Raw genomic sequence first — 25,150 nt, 5'->3', positions numbered from 1 at the left:
TGAAGGTGCGGTGGAACCGCAGTTCAAGACGCCTAAGCGTCCAAGCAAGCTGGATCCCTATGCGGATCGGCTGTCAGCCTGGCTTTTAATCCAGACGCGGAAGTCACGCAAAGAGCGGCGGACAGTGAAGCAAATGCATGCTGATCTGGTGAAGCTGGGATATGATGGCTCCTACGAACGCGTAGCAGCTTTCGCCCGGGCATGGCGTGAAGATCGACATCGAGCGGAACAGACGACGGGGCGCGGCACCTACGTGCCTTTGGTGTTCGCGCCCGGCGAAGCCTTCCAATTCGACTGGAGCGAGGACTGGGCCAACGTCGGCGATGAGCGCGTCAAACTTCAGGTCGCTCATATCAAGCTATCGCACAGCCGCGCTTTTTTGGTTCGGGCCTACCCGTTGCAAACGCACGAGATGCTGTTTGACGCCCACTGGCATGCATTCCGCGTATTCGGCGGTGTGCCTGGCCGTGGGATCTATGACAATATGAAGACCGCCGTTGATCGTGTGGGCAAAGGCAAGCAGCGAGACGTCAATGCACGCTTTAAGGCTATGGCCAGCCACTACGTGTTTGAGCCCGAGTTCTGCAACCCGGCGGCCGGTTGGGAGAAAGGCCAGGTTGAGAAGAATGTGCAGGATGCGCGCAACCGCATGTGGCAGGTCATGCCGGTCTGCGCCGATCTGGCAGAGCTGAACCAATGGCTTGAAGATCGCTGTATCGCCCTTTGGACAGAGACACCGCACAAGGCTTTGCCTGGGTCCATCGCTGACGTGTGGCAGGCCGAGAAGCCTACGCTGATGGCACTGCCGCCGGCATTCGATGGCTTTATCGAACACAGTAAGCGTGTGTCACCCACATGCCTGATCACGTTCGAACGCAATCGCTACAGCGTTCCCGCCAGCTTTGCGAACCGCCGTGTCAGTTTGCATGTCTATCCCGAACGGCTGATCGTGGTCGCTGAAGGGCAAACGGTTTTCAAGCATGCGCGGATCATCGAGCGGTCTCATCGAAAGCCCGGCAAGGTCATCTATGATTGGCGCCACTATCTCGCTGTTATCCAACGCAAACCGGGCGCACTTCGGAATGGTGCGCCGTTCACGGAGATGCCGGATGCCTTCCGTCAATTGCAGGATCACATGCTGCGTAAAGAAGGCGGTGACCGAGAGATGGTCGACATTCTGTCTTTGGTTCTTCAGCACAACGAAGAGGACGTTTTGTGCGCAGTGGAGCTGGCACTTGAAGCAGGCGTTCCCACCAGACGCACATCCTGAACCAGTTGCATCGATTGATCGACCGCAGACCGACAGATCGCCCCGAGGTCGATCCGCCGGACGCACTGGCATTGCAGACAACGCCAGAGGCCAACGTCAGTCGCTATGACGGGTTGCGACAGACTGAGGAGAAGCGCCATGCGTCATGACCCAGCGGGAGCCTCTATCGTCATCATGCTACGTAGTCTCAAGCTATACGGCATGGCAAATGCGATTGAAGACTTGGTCGCTCAGGGCGCGCCAGCGTTCGAAGCTGCCACACCAATGCTGTCGCAGCTGCTCAAGGCCGAGATCGCCGAACGCGAGGTACGGTCCATCGCCTACCACACGAAGGTTGCCCGCTTCCCCGCATACAAGGATCTGACGGGCTTCGACTTTGCATCGAGTGAGATCAACGAAGCGACAGTGCGGCAGCTACACCGATGCGAGTTTATCGAAGCGGCCGAGAATGTCGTTTTGATCGGCGGTCCCGGAACGGGCAAGAGCCACACAGCCACAGCAATCGGCGTCCAAGCCATCGAACATCACCGACGTAAGGTGCGCTTCTTCTCGACCGTGGAATTGGTCAACGCGCTGGAGCAGGAAAAGGCGCTTGGTAAGGCAGGGAAACTGGCTGAGACGCTGACGAAGGTCGACTTGGTCATTTTGGACGAACTCGGCTACCTGCCGTTCAGTTCATCTGGCGGGGCGCTGCTCTTCCATCTGCTCAGCAAGCTCTACGAGCGCACCAGCGTCATCATAACCACAAACCTCAGCTTCTCAGAATGGGCGCAGGTCTTCGGGGATGCAAAGATGACAACCGCGCTCCTCGATAGGCTGACCCACCGCTGCCACATCCTCGAAACCGGAAACGACAGCTACCGCTACAAGGCCAGCGCTGAGGCTGCAAAGAGAACACGAAAGGAGGCCAAAACATTGACCGCGTCATAAACCACGACGCATAACTAAGGGTGGGCAAATCTCGGTGAAAATACCGGGTCAGTTCTCAGTGACAATCAACAGGAATGCGGCCTCGATGGCTTGGGGAAAGCCCTTCAGCCCGTCCACGACGGCGATGAGGATGTCTTGGACGCCCCTGTTGCGCAGGTCGCTGAGCACTTTGGCCCAGAACTTCGCGCCCTCATTGGCCTGAAACCACAGGCCCAGAACGTCCCGCGTGCCATCCGGCAGCACCGCGAGGGCCACGAAGACCGCCTTGTTCGAGACCGCCCCGTCGCTGCGGATATTGACCCGGATCGCGTCCGTGAAGACGATCGGATAGCACGGCTCCAGCGGGCGGTTCTGCCAGGCGGTGACCTCCTCCATGACCGCGTCGGTGATCGCGGAAATCAGGCTGGGCGAGGCCTCGACGCCGTAGATTTCCTCGATATGCCCCTGGATCTCTCGGGTCGTCATTCCCCGGGCATACATGCTGACAATCTTGCGGTCGAATGCAGGAAAGCGCCGCTGATACTTCGCGATCAGCATCGGATCGAAGGTGCCGTTCCGGTCGCGGGGAATGTCCAGAACCACCTTGCCGCTGTCCATGGTCACGGTCTTCTGGCTGCTGCCATTGCGCCGATTGGGCGGCTGGTTCTGGCCCTCAGGCGCATCATCTGCGCGCTCTTCATCGAGATGGACATCCATCTCTGTGCTCAGGGCGCGTTCCGCCAGCGCCTTGGTCAGCTCCGCCAGGATGCCGCTCTTGCCAAACAGGTCACCGGGTGAACGCCCTTCCATCAGACGGTCCAGCAAGTCTTTGTCGATGCTCATACGTGGGCCTCCTCTGTGAGCAGTTACCACGTCAGCGCACAAAATTCAGGATAGTCCCTTTGCATTTAAAATGGCTCTGCGGGTTTCACCTATAATGCGTCCTAAAAACACAACTTGTCCCAGCATGACCTACTTGACCGCGGTCAAGAAGCAGTGTGAGAGGCAAATACGTCTTAGTCCGGACGTATTTATACAAACCTGCTTGTGCTGGGAACGCACCTCACCTTTGACAGCGCAGCGTTGGGAGCGGGTTGCGCCCATTTCGAACAACTTCAGGACTACAAGACAAGCGCCAGCTCAGCGAGGAACTTTATAGTAACGCTTCCAATCAGAACTTATTGATCATCCCGCTTTCGCAATCAATAGCTTATTATAACATAATCCTAATTATAAGATCACGTATCGCGCACAGGTGGATTCCCAGACGAAGTGCAAATTCTTCACGAATACAGTGAGTTGCATGGGGTATGAAGAATGGGAAAACACTACTGTCACCTGCAGCTGGACGAACGACGCAAGCTTGCAATGTGGCTGGAAGCCAAAATGCCGATTTCAGAGATTGCGGATCGCTTGGGCCGCGATCCCTCCACGATCTACTGAGACATCAAGCGCAATCGGTACACGGACGGCGAACTGCCTGAACTAAACGGGTATCACGCGCTCGTCGCTCAGGACAAATATGACCAGCGCCGCGCGATCCATCGTAAGTTGATCAGACACCCCGAGGTGAATGCTGCTGTTGAAGACCGATTGAAGGCTGGCTGGTCAGCAGAACAGATTGCGGGCTGCATGCGGTTGGAGCGCCATCCGATCCGCATGAGTCAGGAGACGATCTATCGTTTCGCCTATTCCAAAGATGGCCGCGACGAGCAGTTCTATCGCCACCTGCCGAACACCGAAGACGTCATCGGCCACGTGGTTACCGCAGGCACAACCGGCCCCATATTTTCGACGTACAAAGCTTGGCTAACAGGCCTGAACGCATCTCCGAACGCGTCGAGTTCGGTCACCGGGAATGCGAATTGATGATGTTCCGCAAAGAGCATGGGAAGGTCAACGTGACGTCACTGGTAGAGCGCGTCAGCCGCTATGCCGTCGTGATGCGCAACGAGGACCGCCAGTCCAAGCCGATCATGGAGGCGCTGATCCAGGGTCTGGCTCCCCTGCCCGCTGATGCGCGCCAGTCGATCACCTTCGACCGCGGCACCGAGTTATCGGCCTGGAAGCATCTCAAGGCCGGTCTGGGCGCGGATCCGTGGTTCTGTGACCCGCAAGCGCCCTACCAAAAGGTCACCGTCGAGAATACGAACAACAGGTTGAGGAATTACCTGCCCAGATCAACCGCACCGACGGCGCTGACAAATCGATATTTGAGGTCGATTTGCCACCGCCTCAATTCAACGCCGCGCAAATGCCTAGATTACCGGACGCCCGCAAAGGTCTTTGAAAGCAAGCTGATGGAAATCCGGAACCGCTTGGAATAAAACGGAACATCAGAAATTGCGCTTCAATGTGAGTCCACAACAGGTTGATCTGGTAGAGGCTTAGAGGCCGCCGTGAGGCCATGTAGGAGATGGAGGGGAGCGGTCTCCACAAAACGTTCTACGAGCTCCTCATCTGGACCCGTTGGCTTGAAGGCATTCTTGTGAGCGCGCCACGCAACGTAGAGCGCGCCTACGCTACCCGCGATACCAAAAATAACGAACAGCGTTTCCAGTGTCATCGTGACTCCTTTTGGGTGATGGTCGTTGGCGTCCAGCCGTGAGGTTATCCACATATTTGCGGAAGGGCACCTCAGTATTCGTTTTGCCGATAAGGTAACGTAGGGGCGCGCGCCTCGCCATGCGATCTAACCAATTACTTCCAGGGCCAGAGATCGCGGATCAGCTCTGCGATCACGCGAGCGATGATAAAGCCAATAAAGTTGATTATACTGCGCATGGTTGGTCTCCGTTGCATTCAACAGAGCATGTTGTTCGAGATGTTTTACAGAACGTAAAACATCCTTTGGAAGCATGCCGTATCAGTACATCTCGCTGCCGATTATGAAGATATTCCGGCATCGACGGCGGAGATGTAATCGATGACCTGGCGCGCCTTGCCCTCCTCGACGAGCTGCATTGCAGTGAGGCCGTCAAAGCCCGGTAAGGGCTCAAAGCGATACCATTCATACGCCTCGGCACGCGTCTCGAAACGGGGCACAATCATCTCGATCACATCATCTTTCCCCACAGGCCGATCAGGTCCGAGGTAAACATAGGACAGGAAATGCTCATTTGGCGTCTCGATCAGAAGATCAAGTGCAGCGTCTGAGAGCGTCATGACCCACCCTAACTCGGAGCGGATCCTTCCTCGCGTTCCAAATACCATGCAGCGCTCGACACTCTGATCAGCGCACCATCTTGAAATGACTGTATCAGGGCGCCCTGATCTTCCATTTATCACCGTCAGAAAAAGAATGCCAAACTCCGTTTTCGCATCGGTGATCGAGTAGTTGCCAGGTTCCTGTGCCAGATGCGCACCGAGTGCTTCGAAAATGCCGATCCATCCTGCCGGTGTATTTCTCAGGCGCGCGGCACCCACGATGCCAGCTGCTGTCATCGCCCAAATCAAGGTCTCGATACGCACATGATACCCAAACCCCAATTTGCCGGACTCATAAGGCGGAGATGATGGCGCGATCACATCCACGTCGATGACTTTCGCGGGTGCTGCGTGACCTGTGGCCATCCAGTGCCGCATTTGCAAACAGATCGGCGCTCAAATTCATGCCGGATTATCCCCTGCGGAACGCCTTTAGGCTTGCGCGTGACAGTATGTCCACACGCCCAACGTTTCACTTCGATATAGGTGGCGCTCGGCGCGAGCAGCTCATCAGTCATCGCCGTCACTCCCGCAGACTGCTGGCCGCGGAGGTGATTGACGCTTTCTCAGCCTGGGGATGCGCGCTGCCGGAATGGGGTCATCTCCGATCACCCGCGCCGCGTACTCTGAGATCGTTTCTGTGCCAATGAGCTTGTTGACCTCATCATCGGAGCAGCCCGCCTCGGCAAGTCGAGCAGCTAGTGCAAGCCGAGCTGCACGCCTCTGCTCACCCGTGAAAACAGCGGTGTTGATTTGAAATTTCATCCTGCTCAAGCGCACCGACTGATCAGCGCGGAACTCGCCATAGAGCGCCCGAAGAATCGCGAGCAGTCTCTCTGCGTATGCAGCGGAGGTCTCCCGATCTTCGGTGTGAGTGATGATGCGTTGATTGATACCTTCCAAGTCGACATAGACCCATCCTGCGGCTGTCGGGTCAGTTAACAGCGCGAGCTCGATATCAGCGTGCATGGCGTCACGGCGGTCGGACATCTCAGACATCATCAAGCTCCTCGTACACATGGGCTAGAATGCAATCTGCTGGCATAATATTGCAGTGTCGTGGGATCGGAATAATCGGGCGATACTGTGTATACGTCATGACTCCCCACCAGCTCGACGCGGATGCCCAGCTGTTGCAGCAGACGGACTGCATCTGCTCTGATCAATCTGCGTCTTACTGCATCATCACATCCATAAACATCTACATGCGCAACCTCGTCGGGGCGGACATAATGCACTTGGGCGGTAATCTCGACTGATCTGTCAGGGTACTTTGCAGTGATCGCGTCCTGTACAGCTGCCAATGCGATTGCTTGGGTCATAATCCCCTCGCGAGAGTATGAGTGCAAGATTGGTAGGAGTGGAGAGAAATCGAACTCTCGGATCAACGGTAATCTGCCGCAAAGGGTTTATAAATCCCTCACCCGCACCAGCGCACTCCCCGACTACATCTAGCTGAAGCTAGATATTCGGGGGTGGGCGACGTGGTTGGTGCGCGGATTGTAGATCATGCTCTCAGCATGCCTCAAAACGATGTCCGCAGGCAAGTCCCTTTGCTGGTATTTAGTATCAGATACCTTTGACCCTACGAAACCCTCTCAAACGGGACTGTTGCATTGTTTGGGTGAGGCCGGGTTGGGGCAATGTGGGTTTACCGGATGATGCGCTGGCAAACAACTGGCGGATGAATTTCATCTCCCCTCGAACGCCTGGTTGCGTGTGATGGATGTTGCCGCGGTTGATAGTTCTGACCGTTTCAATCCCGCTCAAGGTCGCTTTAGCTGATCGCAAGGATCGAAAGCTCTGTCAGTAGCCGAGAAGCCTTTACACGGCCGCGTGATCGCTCTCGATGACATTGTTGCGCACTTTCTGTCGATATGCCGAATGCGGTGAAAATGTGGATCATAATTGTGAGCCGCAACAATTAGGGGTACCGAAATCCAGATTAGGTGGATCTACTGCGCACACTCCCTAGGGCCAAGCGTGGGGCAGCGGGATCATAATAATTATTGCCGTAGGCCTGAACAATCATTCAAATCTGACGTCAGATCTGATGTCAGTTCTGATGCCAGCGCGCGCCAAAGCGATAAGCCCGCGCCGAGATCAGTGACACAATCGCCTGGACGGGACTAGGATCCAAAGCACTCTTCATCCCTCGGCTCAACCGCCCGGGATCGACTGACATATAGATCAATGCGCCATGTTATGCGCCACGGCCTACTACGAAATCGAGAAGTTTGACGGCGGCCCTTGGAGCGTGATGCAGGGCCGCACCTGTGCGTTGGCTCCGAAGATTCCTCTAATCCCAACACTTCAAAGATATACCGATATGCGCATCAAAGTTGCCGGACCGACCGTCGCCGTCTTCTGCCAGAGAAAAGTTTCCCCCCGAGCAGGTGGGCAATCGGTTATGCCGATGGCGCGCATGGTGTTTCGAACGCCAGTCCGTTGCGCCAAACCAACGCCATACTGCGCAAAGCGTAAGCTTAGTCTGCACCCACTCTCAAAGATGCACATGTGCCGTGCAGTGGGGCGGAACTCAATTGCCTTCCGAAGCGATGATCATCTCGATTCACTGTCCGGCAGTACATTGTAGAACGACGTGCCGAGAAGAGTGGCAGGGTTTTGTCTAGGTACCTTCGTCATCGACACACCCACAGATCGCCTCGTCAGATTGCGGGTCCGTCGGCCAGCCAAAATGGACTTTGGCCTCGATGTTCTGGGACAGGGCCTGCGTGATCGGCCCCCTTTTCAGAAGGGCGGGTTGCACTACCGCGCGTAGCGCGGAGGGCAATATTTGCCTACTCGGCCCACCAAGCATTTGGCTAGAGCCGGGAGCCAACCGTCTGTCGACGGTGTCGGCGACACGTATGACAACGCTCTAGCTGAGGCGATTAACGGGCTTTACAATACCAAACTGGCCCATCGGTAGGAGGCGTGACGCAACATGCCAGATCTGGAAATGGCCACGCTCAGATGGGTCGATTGATTCAATAACAAACGCCTGCTCGGTCCCATCGGAAACGTTCCGCCAGCAGAGGCTGAAGGAAACTTCTATGCACAGCGCGACGTGCTCGATAATTTTGCCTGAGATGCCGCTATAGGGCTCCATAAAGTCGGGGAGATTCAGCACGACCTGGATACGGTGATACAGGCGATCAAACCGTACCGCCAAAAACGGAGCCCGCCTGCGTGCCTATGTTTACGACGGGCTCCTCCGGTCAGCTTTGCGCTTACGAACCCCTTTCGTGAGAAGGCGGACAATCGTGTCGTTGTCGACGTCATCAAGGAGCTTATTGTAAGCCGTATAAATGCGGCGGACATGTGTCGTATTGCCTGCCATATAGACTTCGGCGCAATGAGCTGCGGTCCGTGCGGCCAACATCTGAGAGTGGGGCCATGCGCGGCTAGGACTGCGGCACGACAGGACGGAATTGGTATGTTCGTGAGCGTAAAAGCGGCCAGCCTTGTCCCACTCCCCAGGAGGGTGACTGCGGCGTTTGGCGCGGTCTGAATACTCAATACCGGCCGCAATTTCTTCGTCAGTGTAAGCCAAGTCCTTGGCCAGTTTGGAGAGGTACTCCTGCATCTTAGCCTGGGACTTGCAGCTATTGGTTGTCATGACTTCATCCTTTTTAATTGCCATGACAAAAACCTATGCGCCCAGATCTGCTGCGAATATGCCTGCGCATTGGTTATCCACATAAATGACGTTGGTAGCCTTCGGTAAACTGTTAGCTTCTTAGAAATAGGAAGTTTTTACTGCTTTTTGTCCAAACTTGGCGAGGTGCGGGTCTCGTCGTTGGTGCCCATTGGAAATAATTTTTCACGGGAAATACAGATCGGGTGGAGCAGTGATCTCACTATATGACTTCGATGTTCTTTGACGAAGGTTGGATAAGCTCCGGCAGATGACGCAGTGACATCTCATTCAACGGGTTTTGTCGGTGTGGCTCTGCAACGGCGTGTCAAACTTTGTTTAAAGCAACTTTGCCAACCGCCGGTGCAGCTTGCAGTTACCCATACGTCCTCGGTGGTGTACGTTGCCAGACGCTCTTACCATCAACTAGATCAGCGCACCGGAACACGCCCACCCCATATGACGGGGGTCTTAGGGACGCAGCGGAGGATCGGTCGAGGTAGCCCCCAAACCGCGCGGAAGAAAGCGTACCGATGTGCCCGCCCAGATACACAAAGCTCACAACAAATCCGATAATGCCTTTGTAAAGTTAACCTTGCGATACGTCTCCAAGCATATCGGACCGCAATAGGCCGAGAGAGTAAAGTCAGTCCAAACCCTCGCTCCACGGTGAGCTGCCATCGTCAACTTCAACCCCATCGAGCTCGATTGAAGCAAAGCCAAGCCAATCGGTCAGCCCATCTACGAACAGTCTGTAGCTGTCGACGGAAAGCTGCCCTGCCCCCGTCACCTGTCGCTCGCGGGAGAGCGTGATCTCCCAGTCTGGTCCGGTGAGCTTGAAACCACCCTGATACCCCATGCTGATCTCGACTTTAGACCTTGGGAAAACATCATGGGCGATATTGGACAATGCCGTTATGATAACTACGACGCGAAGGGTTTCTGGGACAGCTGGGCTCTGATCCAGGCGATATCGCGGGAAATCATCTTCACCTCTTCGAATAGCGCTTCCTGGTTTTGTGCCTGAACGCGCGCTGTTTTGATCTCCGCTGCTGCTTGGGTCAACACCTCCGCGTGCTGCTCCATTGCCAACCTGATCCCCGTCATCTCTGAGATGAGCTCTTGTATCTTGAGCGCCATATCCGTCCCGGCCTCGCTCCCCAAAACGCGATGAAGCAGCACGCAAAGCTCCTCCATCAACAGCTCCAGACTCTTTGATTTGCTCGACTTTGGTGTCATAGTTTATCGTCTCCAGTTTGTTCTTGATGTTGCGGAATGCGGCAAAGTCGATGTCGCCTATGACGGAACCGATCAGATGGTTTCCGGCCAAGGCCGAGAACCTCGTGCGCAGGCGGCGCAATCCGGCCACGAGCCTGTCAGCAAGCCGTGCAAAACGGCGAGGTTCGGCGACCGGTTTTGCAGTGTCAGGGTGGCAAGAGGGAATGGCCAACGTTGGAGCTTCCACCCGTCGCGCCCAGTTGGGTTCAGGCTCGGCCCAAACGCCACGTGAATATTCTGCGGTGTTCCACGCCGCGCGGCGACGCCAGCTTTCCGAAAGGCTAGATTGAGCGGACGATGGCGGTTCGCTTTCCGTGGGGGCGTCATCAACTTGATCAAAAAGGGTGCCACGCAATACAAAAGGATGTGGGTCTGTTTGAGAGACCAGAGTGATCGCTCCCCCCTGCCCCATGCTGAACTCGAAATCGGTCGCTGCGACCACGTCTCGAAAAATCTCCAGAAACCCGACGCGATCATGGACATGAGCACTCGCCGCGATGATTTTTGCAGCCTGCAGAAGAAACAGCTTCGGTGCCGTTTCCGGGTGGAACTTGACCCCATGACGCGCTGCCGCGGCCACTCTTTTTTCGGCCCAGTCCGGTCCCATCACCCCCGCGGCACGGTCCAGCGCACGTGGGTTAGACCAGCCAAACCGGGCGATCAAAAAATCACCCAAAGCGTCAAATGCATTGCGACTGCCGCGCATCGGGGGATGCGGATTGTAGCTCCGTAGCTCCCCCGTCTCTGTCCAGACAAAGCGCGGCATGGCGATGTTGATCTCCAAACGGCCCGTATGCGTATGTGTCCCGACATAGACCGGCGGGCGGCACCTTGATGGAACGCCGGCAAATGCCAGTGCAAGGAATAGATCAATCGCCACCGCGATCGACCCGCGCACCCTCTTATTGCCAGCGTTAAACTGCACCACGTCAACTTCTGTCGGATCAAATGACAAGAGCGCCACGCGATATGTGGCTTCGAACTTCAGCGCTGCAATCGCATTTTGCACCACGCTCGGAAACCCGAGCAGCAGCTCCGGAGCGGGTGTTCTTGTTTCCCGGACAGGCTGCATTCCGACAGGCTTTACGACCTCTGTGTCAAGAAGATAAGCTGCGGGCTGCGCCGGATCTGCAGAGGCCTGATGAGGCGACCAACCGATCAGCATGGCGCAAACCGCGCGGAACAGTCGACCGGTGCCAACATCAGGATCACGCGCTCAATCTGTTGCAGCCGCATGAGAACAAGCATCATATCGATTTCATTTTCGCCAAGCTGATCAGCAATTTGCTGGAGCATGTCGAGCACCTGCTCCAGCACCGAATTGGTCTGCATGACATGCTCAGCCGATGCTCCAAGGCGGCGGCCCAGTCCAGCCTGACGCAGGTATTCTGACAGGCTCCGACCGGCTTCATCCGCGCGCTTTGTCAGCACGTCTTTTTCGCCTGCGGTGACATTCACTTTAAGTCGTTCTTGCCGTTTCACGTTGGTCGGGTTTGCCATCTCATCACATCTCAGTTTTGGGCCCACCGAGGGGGCCTTGATCTACGCCTTCCCTAAAACGTTATGTTTCGGCAAAACTGATCTGCATAAAAAAGATAGTCGAGCCGTCTAAGAGATGTGGATAACCTTACATCGGTAGGGGCCTAACACCGCCGCCGCGGCTCTTTGTAACGTCGGGTTGGGCTGCGGCCTTGCGATCAAAATGGGTGGTGAACATTCCGGACAAGATACCGACTGCCCTCATATCCCGGTAAAGTCGAGCACAGGCTTAAACCCTACAAAGGCCTGTATTCTTAGACCGTTATCGCAGTTTTCAGAGACGTCGATCATTGCCGCAATGTCTGGCAATTTCTCCTGCGGGTACCCATGGAACAGAGTTTGACTTCAGTTCTATAAAGGGGCCTGCGATTGGTTTGGCACCCGTTGCAAAATTGGAGGTAGGTTGAGTTGGCCGATCACCTTCATTCTTAGCGCGTTCGCTTGGAAAGCACGGGTGTTCATTAAGTATTTGGCGGGCAAATATATAATCGGGGCATCTTCGGACAATAGGTATCACGTCGCGATCTGGGTTCGAGATCCTGTGAAATGGTTCTGAAGTTCCAAGGTTTTTGGCACCGTACCAGATAATGTGGCAGCCATTATCGAGAGCAGCTTCAGGCTAGGTTGTGACATCGTGATATGGTGGGCTGTCTCTCAACGACTGGAGATTGGTGCTGAATGCCGGCACCGGGTAAACCGCCGATGTCGATCTGATATCGTAGTAGGCACTCTCTCGCTCTAATTTATTTCGTGATATCAAATTATACTTGATCAGCGCGTTCACGTCCAAACCCAAGTATGAGGTGCGGCTTGTTCGGTGCTGTCCGTCGTCATGGATTTGGACCCTTAGGTGCTGGCGTCAGAAAGTGCCGCCAACATCATGTATTATTGAAGCAATGGAGACAGCATTCTTGACGGCAGCGAATATCCGGATGTGCTTCGCTGGCGGGCGCTCACACGTGGCTCAGGTCCAGTAGAGCCGCCCGAAAAGTTATCCACATAAGAGACGGCCTTCAAACCTATCCAACGCAAAACCAGCGCGTACCTGCTCCTTAGACACAACAATAAGGAGCCGGCACAAGATGCCGAATACGCCTATGCCACACGATACCAAGTCCAAACGTCGCCGCTCGAAAGCCGAGCGCAAGGAGAGCGCGGAAACCTCGCGTGCCTATGATGCGAGGAAACGCGAAGCGGGGTTTGTACGCTCAAATCTCTGGGTACCCAAAGACGACCTCGCAGACATTAAATGGCTCGTCGAAACACGCACCTATAAGCTCTGTTTGCACTACGCGCAGACACGCGCTCAGCAGCATCTCAGCGCGACACCGCCCGTCAGGAAACGCAAACGCATCTCAAAGTCCGATCCGAGGCAGTTGGGTTTCGATTTTGGCTAGGGTTTCTCTTTGTACCCCGCCTTGCTCACCATACGTACATCGTCTCGGCATGGCGACATTGGCGAAGTGAGATACTCACTGCCACGCCTGGTATCATCAACCGACGCTCTACCTAGGGCTCGTCAGCGTCAGTTCGATCGGCGCTAACCTAGATACCGCAGTGAGCGCACCTATCCGAAACGGCTGATCTGCATGCATGATATGGTTACTTCGAGGCCTATCATCATCGCTACGTATACGGGCGCAAATCCACCCTAGGTTGCGCTTGACCGAACAGTTCAGCTTTGGCAAAGTCCAGAGCATGACCACTGCATGCCACATTACATTCTTTTTCCGAATATCGAGCTGAACTTAGCTTCGATTTTCGGGAGTGGCATGGTGCGCAACGGGACTTATACACCCTTTTAGATGCCAGATTAGCGTCAGCGCGGCGGTTCGAATCCGCCCATTCCTACTAAGTTCCATCGTCAATCATTTGTTGATTTCGGCTGAACGGTTGCAACGATCTGTCCGGCTCTGAGCACCATTTCGGCACTCCCAAATGCCCAGATTCTCGTGTGGCTGTATCAAGTCGCGTTGCTTGCCATTCCTGCCCCAGTGATTTCTAAGTTTCCATGTCGGTAAGGAGAGGTGCGTTCTCGGCGGCACCATTGGCCTGTTTGCCCAACCGCAGTCTACGCGTTCACAGACCTAATTTCGATGAGGCAGCCTCCATCGCTTACTTCGCATCATGGAAGGCTTTACGTCACCACTGCGCCAGAAATGCTTTACGTGAGGTTTTGAGCCGCCTCGATCGTCAAAGCATTCCATTTACCCTAGGGCTGAAGGCTCCGGTGGCTGAAAGAACACCCGTGCAGGTGAAGAATTAACTTCCTGTCAGTGCTGACCTCAGAATTCAGGTCAGTGCTGAAGTCAGAACTGACTATTTGAACCTTTTGCAGGGAAACTTCGCGCAGGTGGACTTATGCAACAGCACTCGTCAAAACTGTTCAGCTTTGGCCCGCAAGGAAAAATTCGCAATATAGTATTGCGGGGGGGGTAAGTCTCGCGCAATGCGGACGGAGTTTCAGCCTCCTCCATCAGATCGACGTATCGCGCTGTCGCAAGGGCACCTCATTCGTTTTTCAGATTAATCCAGACCGCGCAGGTCGGAATGTGTCAAGATTGGTAGGGAAGTGATCAACTATTGTAACTTCATCATAGCCTTGCACGATGGTGGCGATCACCCACCGAGTAGCATGACCGAGCAAACCATCGCGGAAATAGCAGCAGCAGCGCTGTTCATACTCTGATATCATTTAAGGGAAATGAATGACCCGTGACGCTGATATCATCCGCAGCCGAGCTGCCGTCCGTCGCGAAGTGGCACTGGCGGCGTGGCATGCGATCAAGTCAGAACTCGAAGCGCTTGACCTAGAGCTGACTCTATTTGGATCGCTGGCAACAGGAGGCTTCTCAGCTCATTCTGACATCGATGTCATCGTTAAGCTGGGGAATAGCGGCATCTCCAGATCTTCTGTCGATCGTATCGTCCGCAGGGTTTCGGGCGATATCCCGGTAGATCTGTTGTTTGTAGAAGATCTAACGCAGTCAGACTTAAAGACATTCCTTGGTACCTGACACAAAACTTGGTGTGATGTCCGGTGCAAGCATAACGCACACGAAGCTGCCAAGCTCAACGCTGAGGGAGGTCTGGCTGACACGGCGCGAACGGGCTTTAGCGGATCTTCGAGGCAAATCCGTTGAGCGTCTCCTTTTATCGAGATCACCGTCGAAAACCGCCGAGCTTTGTCCGCGATTGAACAGAAAGTTTGAAGCGCATGTCGAAATCCACCCGGCCCGAGCGTCCTAAGGGTATCGAAACCCTAACAGAAAGGACCTCCCATGGTCTTCACGATCACCCCGCTCTACGCGTTGGCCGCTGCCGTCATCTACCTTGTCCTCTTTATACGCGTGTCAGCGCTCCGTGGCAAAACCGGCATATCAATTGGCGAAGGCGGCAATGCGCTTCTGCTGCAACGCATCCGTCAGCATGGAAACTGCGCCGAGTGGTGCAGTTTTGTGCTTATCCTTATGATCCTGGCCGAAGGGGCGGGCGTTGCGTCACCGTGGCTGCATGCTGCCGGTGTATTGCTGATCCTGGGCCGCATCGCCCACCCCTTCGGGCTCGCCATTGACAACGCCGGTCATCCGCTTCGCTATATCGGCAATGGAACCAATATCACCGCCGCCTTGATCGCCATGGTCGGCATCGCCTTTCAAGCCCTTGCATTCTGAGAGTTCATGATGAAATACATGCTTTTGATCTACAATGATCCCGCCCAACAGCCCAAGTATGGCACGCCCGAATTCGACCAGTTCATGAAGGGGTATTTCGCCGCCAACGAACGAATGAAATCGGGTGGCGTTCTGATCGATGGTGAAGCTTTGCAGGGTGTCGAAACCGCCACTTCGCTGCGTCGAAAGGCCGGCAAGGTGGAGACGATGGATGGCCCCTTTGCCGAAACGCGCGAATATCTCGGGGGCTATTACGTCATCGACGCGCCCGACCTCGACGCCGCATTGACCTATGCTGCGTTGATCCCGTCGGCCAATTTCGGCACCATCGAAGTCCGCCCCCTCATGGACTACAACCCGGCGGGCTGAACGGATGCCGCAGGCCATTCCCGGACCGGCCCATGCCATGGCGGCGGCGGCCTTGCTTGACCGCACCATGCAGACGGATCGGAGCAGGCTTGTGGCCATTCTGTCGGCAGGCCTGCGCGACATCACCCTTGCCGAAGATGTCCTGCAGGAGGCCGCCGTTTCGGCCCTGTCCCATTGGGGGCAAAACGGTCCGCCTGCCTCGCCTGCAGGCTGGTTGTTGAAGGTTGCGCAGCGGAAGGCGATAGACAGGTTGCGGAAGAAGTCGCGCCATACGCGGATAACAGAGGCATTGGCCCTTCTGACCAGCGACGACCTGATGCCTGACCCAGACTTCATCCCGGATGAACGCCTGCGCCTGATCTTCGCCTGTTGCCACCCCGCGCTTGAGCCAAAGTCGCGCGTTGCCCTCACACTGCGAACGGTATGCGGCTTGACAACAGCCGAGATCGCACGGGCGTTCCTTGACGCGGACACCACTATGGGTCAGCGCCTGTCCCGTGCCAAGGCCAAGATTGCGGCGACCGGTATTCCGTTCGCCATCCCCGGTCCCGATCAATGGGCGGAGCGCCTGAATGCCGTTTTGACGGCGGTCTACCTGATTTTCACAACGGGCTACGTCAACCGTCCCGATGAGACGTGCGATCTGTGCCACGAGGCAGAGTTTCTGGCGCGTCTGATCAATCAACTCCGCCCTGATGATCCAGAGATGGAAGGGGCGCTGGCAATGATCCTGCTGATTGGGGCGCGTCGTTTCGCGAGGGTATCACCCGACGGAGCAAGCTTGCCTCCCGATGAACAGGATCGCGGGTTATGGGATGCTCAAAAGATAGCCGAAGGTCGGCACCTTCTGGAAACAGCTGTGCGCCGGCGCGCTCCGGGGCCGTTCCAGATCAAGGCGGCCATTGCAGATTGTCACATGTCGCATCCCGGGCCGGATTGGCCGCAGATCTCGGCACTCTACGCAGCTTTGTGGCGGTTCGAGCCCACACCGGTCGTGGGTTTGAACGGGGCCGTTGCGATCGCGCGCGCCGGTGACCTGACACGTGGGCTGTCATTGATAGAAGACCTCAAAGAGGCGTTGTCGGACTACCAGCCCTGGCACGCCGCCCGGGCAGACCTGCTTGCCAGATCCGGGAACGTCGACGCTGCGCGAGAGGCTTACGGTCAAGCCATCGAAAGAGCGACAACGGACGCCGACGCCCTGTTTCTCAGGAGGCGCCTGAACGAGGTTCGTTGACTGCAGAGGCAACCCGACGCGGCAATTGAGACGGGACGTCACCAGAAGCGCGCTTCTGTTCGGTCATTCAGGGCAGTTGCAGCGAAGGCGGGCTTCGAGCCGATTCTGTGGAAAAACACCTGTTCGCGAGCGCAGAAATAGCTGTCCTGAATTTGGCGTAAGCGCCTTTCTTATCACGCTTTTCGCGTTTGCTGCGGTGCAGGAAAGATTTTGGCCAGTTTTCGGAGGTTCTGGGCGGTTGCGGCGAGTAGAAATTCGTCATTTGCGCCGCATGGACCACGTAATCGGAGGCGGCCGAGGCCGAGGATGCGTTTGAGGTGCGCGAAGAGCATCTCGACCTTTTTGCGCAGGCGCATTGAGATGGCGTATTGCCTGGTCTTGGCGATGTCGCGGGCGACCTGGCGGGCATCTTCGTGTTCTTCGCGGGTGATGGACCGAAAGTCGGCGTTGGGGCAGCAGCGTGACTTCGAGGGGCAGGCTTGGCATGTGAGCTTCAGGCAACGATATTTTGCGACGCCCTTGCCCGTCGGCCCTCGGTTCGGGTCGGAATAATTCCGGCGGAACTGCTTCAGCTCGTGTCCTTCGGGGCAGATGTATTGATCGTTTTCTGCATTCCACGCGAAGTCCGCCCGGGTCCAGGTGCCATCGTTGCGACCGGACTTGTCGAAGACCGGGATATGCGGTGCAATCTTACGATCGACCAGCCAGCCCAGAAGCGGCCCGGTGCCATAGGCGGTGTCCGCAATCAGCCGCTCAGGATGCAGGTCGAACTGTTCCTTCACCCGATCCAGCATGGTCTTGGTCGACCCGACTTCTGCCTGTCGGATTGATCTGGTCGCTTCCACGTCGACGATCACCCCGTGATCGGTGTCGATCAGGTAATTGTCGGAATAGCTGAAGAAAGCAGGCCCCTTGCGGGCTGCTGTCCACTGACTGGCGGGATCAGAATGCGAGGTGAACTTGGGCTGCACCTCGCTGGCCGCGCCAAATGCAGCCTTATCCAGCGTGTCGAGATACTCGCGCACGGCGCGGGGCGCATCAGCCGGATCAATGTGCGTTGTGTCCCAGTCTTCCTTCGGCGATGCAGCGCGCGACAGTCGTCTCAAACAGGTGGCGCAGCAGTTCGCTGTCCCGAAAACGCCCATGCCGGTTCTTGGAAAACGTCGAGTGATCCGGGACCCGGTCGCTCAGGTCGAGGCGGCAGAACCAGCGATACGCGAGGTTCAGATGCACCTCTTCGCAGAGCCGTCGCTCAGAGCGAATGCCGAAGCAATAGCCGACCAGCAACATCCGGATCAGCAGCTCGGGATCGACCGACGGGCGGCCGGTATGGCTGTAGAAATCCGCAAGGTGGGCGCGGATGCTGCTCAGGTCAACGAACCGATCAATGGATCGAAGCAGGTGATCCATGGGAATATGATCCTCAAGCGAGAACTCGTAAAACAGCGCCGGTTGCGCTTCCTGCCTCGGTCCCATCATCGCCAGTCCTCCCCTCAATATAGGAATTGAATCAGCAGTTCAGCTCTCGATCAAGAAAGAGTTTTTCAACACAATACGCCCGGACTGCCAGAACCTAACCCTGCTTTGCCGCTAATATCTGCGAAATAATCAACACTTCTGCTGACGTCACGCCATCAATGACAACATATGGACCAAGTTTATCCATGCTCAGCTCGATACGGACCCGTAACGCAGTTGATATCTTTTTGAGCACAGTATGACTGGCATGAAGCTTTAAAACCGTTGGTGGCCCGCTCTGTTTCCGCCCACTGGCGTTGTCTTCGGGTTTTTCTACTCTGCCCATTTTTGCCAGCTCCTTGAGATCTTTTTACCTTGTGCTTGCTTCAAGCGTAATCAAACGCCGCGCCGCCAATCGCTCTACCGCCCATGCGCGGTGCATTGAATGACATCCACAGGCACATCCGCAGGCCAATCAACATCAGCGCTGACCTGAGCGCTCATGTCATCGCTGACGTTATGGACCACCGTTACTGGCCGCGCCTGCCGTCGGCCCACGCCTCTACGATACGCCGTATCAGCTCTGGTCGGGTGGGCAGATCCTCTTCACCCCGGCGCGCTTCATCCAAGGCTTCTATCAGTTCAGTCGGCATCCGAACCATAATCGGCTGTGTGTCGACTTTGGGTCGCCCGCGTGATTTCATAATATTACCTATTGACGTCATGATTTCTTAGTATCATATATATACACGTCGGCACCGGAGCTGCAACTCCAACGCCGACGCTAACCACAATGATCGTAAGGAGATCACAATGGCTGCTCAAACACCTACCATCCGTCATGCGGCACCTGAACCGATTAATCGCATGACCCGGCTTGACCGCTTGGAGTTTCGCAAGCTCCTGGACCTCTATTTCGCCGCTCTCCGGGCTGATTGGGTTTTCCATGAGGCTGGGCAGAAACGCGGCACGCAAGCGGCGGCAGATCTTGGGCATGCGGCTGCATCGGCCTGGAGCGCTTGCACCGTATCTTTGCTTGTCTTACGCGATATGCGCACTGTCGACCCCGACCTGCGCGCCGCGGTCGAAATCTTACTCAAAACCTGCCCGGGCGAACTGCCGAGCAGCTGCGATCTGATGTGTTGCTCAACGGAGATGCTGGCACTTGCCAACAAGCAAAAAGGCTCCCGGTCTGGCCTTCTGGCTCTCGTGGACGAAGCATTCTGTTTGCTTGAGGCCCACTACGCCAATCACGCGCTGATCTCAGCGCAGCGCGCCGTTTAACGGCCAGCCATCCAGCACCAATGTTCTCGAACAAGAGCATTAGGGCGCAGGTTTTCCAACTTTTACGCATACTCGCACACAGCGCGCCAAGCACTGTGCCAGAGGGCGTGCCTTTTCACGGAGTTTTATCAATGCCACTTAGTAAAGTTACGTACCCTTTCCCGATCGATGGTGACGTCCACCACATCTTCGCCGGTGCAAGCCTGGATCATTGGAAAAAAGCCGCCATGCGGAATGGCTTTACCTTGCTCGGCCGCGCAAAAGATCGGTTGCACGTGGTGCTGGGGTGCCAGTCCTGCGGGACAGCTACATTAAAACGCGTCAGCGTTGTGCTCGGCCACAAACCCGAATGTCCACACTGTATTCACACGCGTCGTGCCGCGGCAGCGCAGTCCATTGGTGCTACACTGATTGGCGCAGATCCTGATGGCGATCGGCACTACGGACTTTTCGAACTCGACTGCGGCCATGTCGATCGGCGTCAATACCATCGCATTGAAACCGCCGCTGCCGGCGGTCACAAAGCAAGCTGTTCGATTTGCACCGAAGAACGCTATGCGGAGGAAGCGCAATGTCATAGCTGGACGCTGATGGGCAACGCTGCTCGGAAAGGGCCGAACTATCGCAACTACCAACACACTTGCGGGCATGATCAAGATGTGGCTGTCGTGAACATGCGGAACGGTGACCTCGACTGCGCCGGATGCGGCGAAACCTGGTCCTCGAAGCCGAGTGAGATCTACATCCTCGCCTTCGCAATCCCGAATTTGCAAGTGATTAAGCTCGGGTACAGCAGCAACTCTGAGTGCCGCATGCGACAGATCCAAATTGACCCCGCGCAGACATGCGGCTCGGTTCTGCGCAAGATCGATATTGAGACGGGTCACCGCGCGATCTGCTTGGAAAAAGCGCTCCACAGCCACATCCGCCGCAACCGCCCCGATCTGGTCGTACCGCCTGAGCTCTTCCGTGCTCACCTCCGCACGACCAGCGAGATTTATCACCGCCACGGGAAACCATATATCGAAGCGCTTCTCGATGCTGTCGAGAACGGCTGGGACCCGCGCATCCATGACGCCATCGCTTCCTGAGCGCGCGCGGAGGCTGCAGTCCTGCGGCCTCCCTCTCTTCATCTGGTGGACCCTATCTATGCCCCCCAGCCCTGCCCGCCAGTGCGACTGACAAAATCGAGCCCTTGCTTCAAGCAGCTTAAATCAAAGCCGCCGAGATCATCGAAATGCAGCACCCTCTCGTCATCAATCTGGCAGAGGCTCTGCTAACTGAACGGCAGCTGCTCTCGGAGCATCTACAAGGCCTCTTGCAGGATAATCAATGTACCTGCCCGCCAGCTAAGATGCCAACTTCAGCACGGGCACTAGACGAGCGGAGGCGTGCTTTACCGGAAAAATCTGCGCGGGCTTAAGTTTGGACATGTCATCAAAAAACCGGGTGAGATCGACGCCTGTGTTTTCCAGTGCCGGAAAGACCCACCCGAAGACCCGGTGGGCGCGCGGAAGGCTCTGGAACAACGCATAGGGTTGGTCGAAGGACATAAGACCGATGAGCTTTTTGGAATACTTGTCGGCAGCCATCAGCAACGACATCATGATCAACCGCGCACCGGGCATATCAAGGATCGCAAGGCGCTCGGACATTTGCGCCTGTCCCGGCGTCTTAAGATTTGCACCCCGTGAAATCGCGTTCCGCGTCCAGAAATATCGCGGGTCGTTGAAGCTGCGAGTATTCAGAGTAGCAAATTGCGCAGTGGTCGCGTCAATGGACTTGATCAACCGGTCGCCACTCGCCATGCCACGGCAAACCTGTGCGCCCTGCCGCGCGCGGTAATAATCCAGCACGTTGGACCCGAACGCAAACAAAGGGTCGCGCACGTCCAACAACAAATTTGAGACCCTCATCCGCTCACTAGATGGCACGGCCCGAGACCACAGCGCATGGCCGACATAGATGGCTGGATTGGCGTTGACGTGATGTGCCACGGTTTTGAAGGGTGTATGCATGAGGGGCTCCTGTTCTCCCCATCAGTTTAGACCATCAACGCGAAACCACATATACGTCGGCACTCGATAATTGTGGATAACCGGACCAAGTACAGCATGATCGCTGGCAAACACTCACCGGGCTAAACCTACCGCGTTGACCTGCCACTGCGGTAGGCACGCATCGTCAAGTTGGTTAGGTAGCACCACCGGCTCAACTCGGCCAAAGCTCGTGTTGCGCCCTCTGTTACAGATAACACATTGAAATCATTTATGTAATTTCGACGGGTTCACCAAAAATCGCCGAAATAGCCCCTCTGTTACAAGCATATTCAACAATATCAATGACTTAAGTAGCGTAACGCGTAACAAAAACATATGTCTTTATATAGAGACAACGACCAGAGGAGATATGTCTGACTCATATGTACACTTTTTCTATATTTCTGTTACAGATATCATTATATATATATTTACCAATGATTTCATAAGCTTAAGGGCGTAACAAAACCCGTAACGCACCTGTTACAGCGTTACACCGTTGATATATAAAGATATTTTACATTATTCGGGCCGATTTTGGGGGAAAGTAGGGAAATTTCGACCAAAATGTCATGGGCATCTGCTGTACGATCAAAAAATTCGCAAAGATATCAAGGGTGAGATAATGTAATGTGATCACAAAACCAGCGGACTAGGACTAGGAATGACCACGACAAGAGGGCTAGTGTTCTACTGATCTGTGACCCCCCAAAAACGGACCGGTATTAATTGGCGTAAAGGGATAAATATGAAAATGGGCTCCACCGCAGGTTCACAGATGAAAATCGAACAAACCCCGCTCCCCGGCGTCGTCGTAATCACCCCCGCCCGCTTCGGCGATCACCGCGGATTCTTCTCCGAAAGCTACAGCGCCAAAGCCCTCGCCGAACACGGTATCACCACGCAATTCGTCCAAGATAATCACTCCCTGTCCATGACCAAAGGCACCATTCGAGGGCTGCATTTCCAGGCCCCGCCCCATGCGCAGGACAAGCTTGTGCGCTGCGGTCGAGGCGCTCTCTTTGACGTGGCAGTTGATATCCGCAAGGGGTCGCCGACCTACGGACAGTGGTTTGGTGCTGAACTGAGCTTCGAGAACGGAAAACAAATGCTGGTGCCAGCAGGCTTCGCGCATGGGTTTGTGACACGCGCGCCCGAGACTGAAATTATCTACAAATGTTCGGATTATTATGCGCAGGAAACCGAAGGTGCTGTCGCTTGGGACGATCCTCAGGTCGGAATTGAATGGGGTCTGGGTGATATGTCGCCGGTTTTGTCGGACAAGGACGCAAATGCACCTTCTTTGGCTGATCTTAACAGTCCATTCACGTTCGAGGGTGTATAGATGAAGCTATTAGTGACGGGCGCCGCGGGGTTTATCGGGTCGGCAGTGGTGCGGTTGGCGATTGCAAAGGGACATAGCGTGGTGAACCTTGACGCGCTGACCTATGCGGCGTGTCTTGAGAATGTGGCGAGCGTGGCGGACAGCCCGCTTTATGCGTTTGAGAAGGCGGATATTTGTGATCGGGAGGCGTTGGATAGAATCTTTGCAACATATAAGCCCGACGCGGTGATGCATCTCGCGGCCGAGAGTCATGTGGACCGTTCCATCGACGGGCCTGGGGCGTTTATTCAGACCAATGTCACCGGCACCTATACGTTGCTGGAGGCCGCGCGCGCCTACTGGCAAGGGGTAGGCAAGCCCGACGAATTCCGCTTTCACCATATCTCTACTGATGAGGTCTATGGCTCCCTCGGGCCCACGGGGCAGTTTACCGAAGATACGCCTTATGACCCGCGCAGCCCCTACTCCGCCTCGAAAGCTGCGAGCGATCATCTGGTGCGCGCTTGGGGCGAGACTTATGGACTGCCAATAGTGCTGACAAATTGCAGCAATAATTACGGGCCCTACCACTTCCCCGAGAAACTGGTGCCCGTCGTCATCCTCAAAGCGCTCGCCGGCGAGCCGATTCCGGTATATGGCGATGGCGCGAACGTACGAGACTGGCTGTTTGTCGAAGACCACGCCGATGCGCTGCTGACCGTGCTGACCAAAGGCACATTGGGCCGCAGCTATAACATCGGGGGTGAGAATGAGGTCAGCAATCTTGAGCTGGTCAAAATGATCTGCGCCCTGCTGGACGACCGCCACCCCAAAGGCGCACCCCATGCCGACCTGATCACCTTCGTCGCCGACCGCCCCGGCCATGATCAACGCTATGCTATTGATCCGACGCGTATCCGGACCGAGCTCGGCTGGCGGCCCTCGGTCACGGTGGAAGAAGGGCTGGCGCGCACCGTGGATTGGTACCTTGAGAATAAGGACTGGTGGCGCGCGCTGCAAAATCGCCAGGGCGTTGGCGAGCGATTGGGTAAGGCATGAAGATCCTCGTCTTCGGTCACAGCGGCCAGGTCGCCGCGGAACTGCGCGCGCTGGACGGCGATGACGTCCAGATCACCGCCCTCGCCCGCGCCGATGCGGACTTAACCGACCCCGCCGCCTGCGCTGCTGCGATCAACGCCCACGCGCCTGACGCCGTGATCAACGCCGCCGCTTACACCGCCGTGGATAAGGCCGAAAGCGGTGCGGAAACGGCGCAGGTCATCAACGCCGATGCCCCCGCCGCCATGGCCCGCGCCTGTGCCGCGCGCGATATTCCTTTCGTCTCTATCTCGACAGATTATGTGTTTTCCGGCGCGGGCAACACGCCTTGGGCACCCGCCGACCCGACCGATCCGCAAAGCGTCTACGGCCGCATCAAACGTGACGGAGAGGTCGCAGTTGTAAAGGCAGGCGGGCGCTACGCTGTGCTGCGCACCTCTTGGGTCGTGTCGGCCCATGGCAATAACTTCGTCAAAACCATGCTGCGCCTTGGGGCGGAACGCGAGGCATTAACCATCGTCGCCGATCAGATCGGCGGTCCCACAGGCGCTAGAGAGATTGCACAGGCCTGTGTGACAATCGCCAAAACCCTCATCTCACAGCCCGGAAAATCGGGCATTTACCATTTCTCGGGCGCGCCCGACACCAGCTGGGCGGATTTCGCCCGCGCGATTTCCGACGCCGCCAAGATCCCCTGCACTGTCACTGATATCCCGTCGTCCGACTACCCTACCCCCGCAAAACGCCCCCTGAACTCGCGGCTGGATTGCACCGCGACCGAAATTGCCTTTGGCATTTCCCGCCCCGACTGGCGCGAGAGCCTTGCCCATATTTTGACCCAACTTGATTTTCCCAAGGACTGA

Annotated in this window: 21 protein-coding genes and 6 pseudogenes; 15 read left to right on the top strand and 12 right to left on the bottom strand. The window is 56.0% G+C overall.

Annotated elements, in window-relative coordinates; translation table 11 throughout:
• Together istA and istB are read left to right on the top strand one after the other, a co-directional pair.
• Positions 1-1,419 (top strand): annotated as a pseudogene (gene istA, locus ACU0FH_RS00470) (IS21 family transposase); the annotation flags it as partial.
• Positions 1,409-2,200 (top strand): IS21-like element helper ATPase IstB, encoded by a 792-nt coding sequence (gene istB, locus ACU0FH_RS00465; protein WP_446192902.1) that lies wholly within the window; start codon positions 1,409-1,411, stop codon positions 2,198-2,200. The pseudogene istA and the gene istB, both read left to right, overlap by 11 nt.
• Positions 2,201-2,272: 72 nt before the next feature.
• Here the strand turns inward: istB and ACU0FH_RS00460 are convergent.
• Positions 2,273-3,022 (bottom strand): annotated as a pseudogene (locus ACU0FH_RS00460) (IS256 family transposase); the annotation flags it as partial.
• 474 nt (positions 3,023-3,496) lie between these two features.
• Between ACU0FH_RS00460 and ACU0FH_RS00455 the strand changes: the two are divergent.
• A pseudogene (locus ACU0FH_RS00455) lies at positions 3,497-4,506 on the top strand (IS30 family transposase).
• Positions 4,507-4,529: 23 nt separating this feature from the next.
• On the opposite strand, the gene ACU0FH_RS00450 reads toward ACU0FH_RS00455, so the two are convergent.
• The 3 genes from ACU0FH_RS00450 to ACU0FH_RS00440 all read right to left on the bottom strand — a co-directional run bounded on the left by ACU0FH_RS00450 (position 4,530) and on the right by ACU0FH_RS00440 (position 6,385).
• Positions 4,530-4,745, bottom strand: coding sequence for a hypothetical protein (locus ACU0FH_RS00450; protein ID WP_446192901.1), 216 nt, complete (start codon positions 4,743-4,745; stop codon positions 4,530-4,532).
• Positions 4,746-5,065: 320 nt separating this feature from the next.
• Positions 5,066-5,752 carry an MbcA/ParS/Xre antitoxin family protein gene (locus tag ACU0FH_RS00445; protein WP_446192900.1) on the bottom strand — a complete coding sequence of 229 codons (687 nt, stop codon included), beginning with the start codon at positions 5,750-5,752 and terminating at the stop codon, positions 5,066-5,068.
• Between the two features lie 144 nt (positions 5,753-5,896).
• Complete coding sequence (locus ACU0FH_RS00440; protein ID WP_446192899.1) at positions 5,897-6,385, bottom strand: hypothetical protein; 489 nt, start codon at positions 6,383-6,385, stop codon at positions 5,897-5,899.
• A gap of 98 nt (positions 6,386-6,483) precedes the next feature.
• On the opposite strand from ACU0FH_RS00440, the gene ACU0FH_RS00435 reads away from it, so the two are divergent.
• Positions 6,484-6,645, top strand: coding sequence for a hypothetical protein (locus ACU0FH_RS00435; RefSeq protein WP_009827145.1), 162 nt, complete (start codon positions 6,484-6,486; stop codon positions 6,643-6,645).
• Positions 6,646-7,054: 409 nt separating this feature from the next.
• On the opposite strand, the pseudogene ACU0FH_RS00430 reads toward ACU0FH_RS00435, so the two are convergent.
• A pseudogene (locus tag ACU0FH_RS00430) lies at positions 7,055-7,299 on the bottom strand (DDE-type integrase/transposase/recombinase); the annotation flags it as partial.
• A 707-nt stretch (positions 7,300-8,006) separates the two neighbouring features.
• Between ACU0FH_RS00430 and ACU0FH_RS00425 the strand changes: the two are divergent.
• Positions 8,007-8,477 (top strand): annotated as a pseudogene (locus tag ACU0FH_RS00425) (integrase core domain-containing protein); the annotation flags it as partial.
• 111 nt (positions 8,478-8,588) lie between these two features.
• Here ACU0FH_RS00425 and ACU0FH_RS00420 read toward each other — a convergent pair.
• The 3 genes from ACU0FH_RS00420 to ACU0FH_RS00410 all read right to left on the bottom strand — a co-directional run bounded on the left by ACU0FH_RS00420 (position 8,589) and on the right by ACU0FH_RS00410 (position 11,804).
• Positions 8,589-9,032, bottom strand: coding sequence for a hypothetical protein (locus ACU0FH_RS00420; protein ID WP_446192898.1), 444 nt, complete (start codon positions 9,030-9,032; stop codon positions 8,589-8,591).
• 640 nt (positions 9,033-9,672) lie between these two features.
• Positions 9,673-11,469, bottom strand: a complete 1,797-nt coding sequence (locus tag ACU0FH_RS00415) for a hypothetical protein (RefSeq protein ID WP_446192897.1) — start codon at positions 11,467-11,469, stop codon at positions 9,673-9,675.
• On the bottom strand, positions 11,463-11,804 hold the full coding sequence (locus ACU0FH_RS00410; RefSeq protein ID WP_446192896.1) for a plasmid mobilization protein: 342 nt from the start codon (positions 11,802-11,804) through the stop codon (positions 11,463-11,465). Before ACU0FH_RS00410 ends, ACU0FH_RS00415 begins: the two co-directional genes overlap by 7 nt.
• A gap of 1,121 nt (positions 11,805-12,925) precedes the next feature.
• Between ACU0FH_RS00410 and ACU0FH_RS00405 the strand changes: the two genes are divergently transcribed.
• From ACU0FH_RS00405 to ACU0FH_RS00385, 5 genes are all read left to right on the top strand, one after another.
• Positions 12,926-13,240 carry a hypothetical protein gene (locus ACU0FH_RS00405; protein WP_446192895.1) on the top strand — a complete coding sequence of 105 codons (315 nt, stop codon included), beginning with the start codon at positions 12,926-12,928 and terminating at the stop codon, positions 13,238-13,240.
• A gap of 1,311 nt (positions 13,241-14,551) precedes the next feature.
• Entirely contained in the window at positions 14,552-14,860 is a 309-nt protein-coding gene (locus tag ACU0FH_RS00400) for a nucleotidyltransferase domain-containing protein (RefSeq protein WP_446192894.1), read from the top strand.
• A 264-nt stretch (positions 14,861-15,124) separates the two neighbouring features.
• Positions 15,125-15,517, top strand: coding sequence for an MAPEG family protein (locus ACU0FH_RS00395; protein WP_446192893.1), 393 nt, complete (start codon positions 15,125-15,127; stop codon positions 15,515-15,517).
• Positions 15,518-15,523: 6 nt separating this feature from the next.
• Positions 15,524-15,886, top strand: a complete 363-nt coding sequence (locus ACU0FH_RS00390; protein ID WP_446192892.1) for a YciI family protein — start codon at positions 15,524-15,526, stop codon at positions 15,884-15,886.
• 4 nt (positions 15,887-15,890) lie between these two features.
• Complete coding sequence (locus tag ACU0FH_RS00385; RefSeq protein WP_446192891.1) at positions 15,891-17,123, top strand: RNA polymerase sigma factor; 1,233 nt, start codon at positions 15,891-15,893, stop codon at positions 17,121-17,123.
• Between the two features lie 173 nt (positions 17,124-17,296).
• Here ACU0FH_RS00385 and ACU0FH_RS00380 read toward each other — a convergent pair.
• The 3 genes and pseudogenes from ACU0FH_RS00380 to ACU0FH_RS00370 all read right to left on the bottom strand — a co-directional run bounded on the left by ACU0FH_RS00380 (position 17,297) and on the right by ACU0FH_RS00370 (position 19,234).
• Positions 17,297-18,602, bottom strand: a pseudogene (locus tag ACU0FH_RS00380) (transposase).
• A 94-nt stretch (positions 18,603-18,696) separates the two neighbouring features.
• The gene (locus ACU0FH_RS00375) at positions 18,697-18,927 is read right to left on the bottom strand and encodes a hypothetical protein (RefSeq protein ID WP_446192890.1); all 231 of its coding nucleotides are present in this window, start codon (positions 18,925-18,927) and stop codon (positions 18,697-18,699) included.
• Between the two features lie 184 nt (positions 18,928-19,111).
• Entirely contained in the window at positions 19,112-19,234 is a 123-nt protein-coding gene (locus tag ACU0FH_RS00370; protein ID WP_446192904.1) for a ribbon-helix-helix protein, CopG family, read from the bottom strand.
• Positions 19,235-19,394: 160 nt separating this feature from the next.
• On the opposite strand from ACU0FH_RS00370, the gene ACU0FH_RS00365 reads away from it, so the two are divergent.
• The gene (locus ACU0FH_RS00365) at positions 19,395-19,865 is read left to right on the top strand and encodes a hypothetical protein (protein ID WP_446192889.1); all 471 of its coding nucleotides are present in this window, start codon (positions 19,395-19,397) and stop codon (positions 19,863-19,865) included.
• A 131-nt stretch (positions 19,866-19,996) separates the two neighbouring features.
• Positions 19,997-20,956: a hypothetical protein gene (locus ACU0FH_RS00360; protein ID WP_446192888.1), complete on the top strand. Its 960-nt coding sequence runs from the start codon at positions 19,997-19,999 to the stop codon at positions 20,954-20,956.
• Between the two features lie 258 nt (positions 20,957-21,214).
• On the opposite strand, the gene ACU0FH_RS00355 is transcribed toward ACU0FH_RS00360, so the two are convergent.
• Positions 21,215-21,883 carry a hypothetical protein gene (locus tag ACU0FH_RS00355; RefSeq protein ID WP_446192887.1) on the bottom strand — a complete coding sequence of 223 codons (669 nt, stop codon included), beginning with the start codon at positions 21,881-21,883 and terminating at the stop codon, positions 21,215-21,217.
• Between the two features lie 799 nt (positions 21,884-22,682).
• On the opposite strand from ACU0FH_RS00355, the gene rfbC reads away from it, so the two are divergent.
• The 3 genes from rfbC to rfbD are packed head-to-tail and all read left to right on the top strand — an operon-like array spanning position 22,683 to position 25,150.
• On the top strand, positions 22,683-23,249 hold the full coding sequence (rfbC, locus tag ACU0FH_RS00350; protein WP_446192903.1) for a dTDP-4-dehydrorhamnose 3,5-epimerase: 567 nt from the start codon (positions 22,683-22,685) through the stop codon (positions 23,247-23,249).
• Positions 23,250-24,287, top strand: coding sequence for a dTDP-glucose 4,6-dehydratase (rfbB, locus tag ACU0FH_RS00345; RefSeq protein ID WP_446192886.1), 1,038 nt, complete (start codon positions 23,250-23,252; stop codon positions 24,285-24,287).
• Positions 24,284-25,150, top strand: coding sequence for a dTDP-4-dehydrorhamnose reductase (rfbD, locus tag ACU0FH_RS00340; RefSeq protein ID WP_446192885.1), 867 nt, complete (start codon positions 24,284-24,286; stop codon positions 25,148-25,150). Before rfbB ends, rfbD begins: the two co-directional genes overlap by 4 nt.

The sequence above is a fragment of the Heliomarina sp. genome, from assembly GCF_052826185.1.
This window is presented reverse-complemented; position numbering and strand designations above follow the sequence as displayed.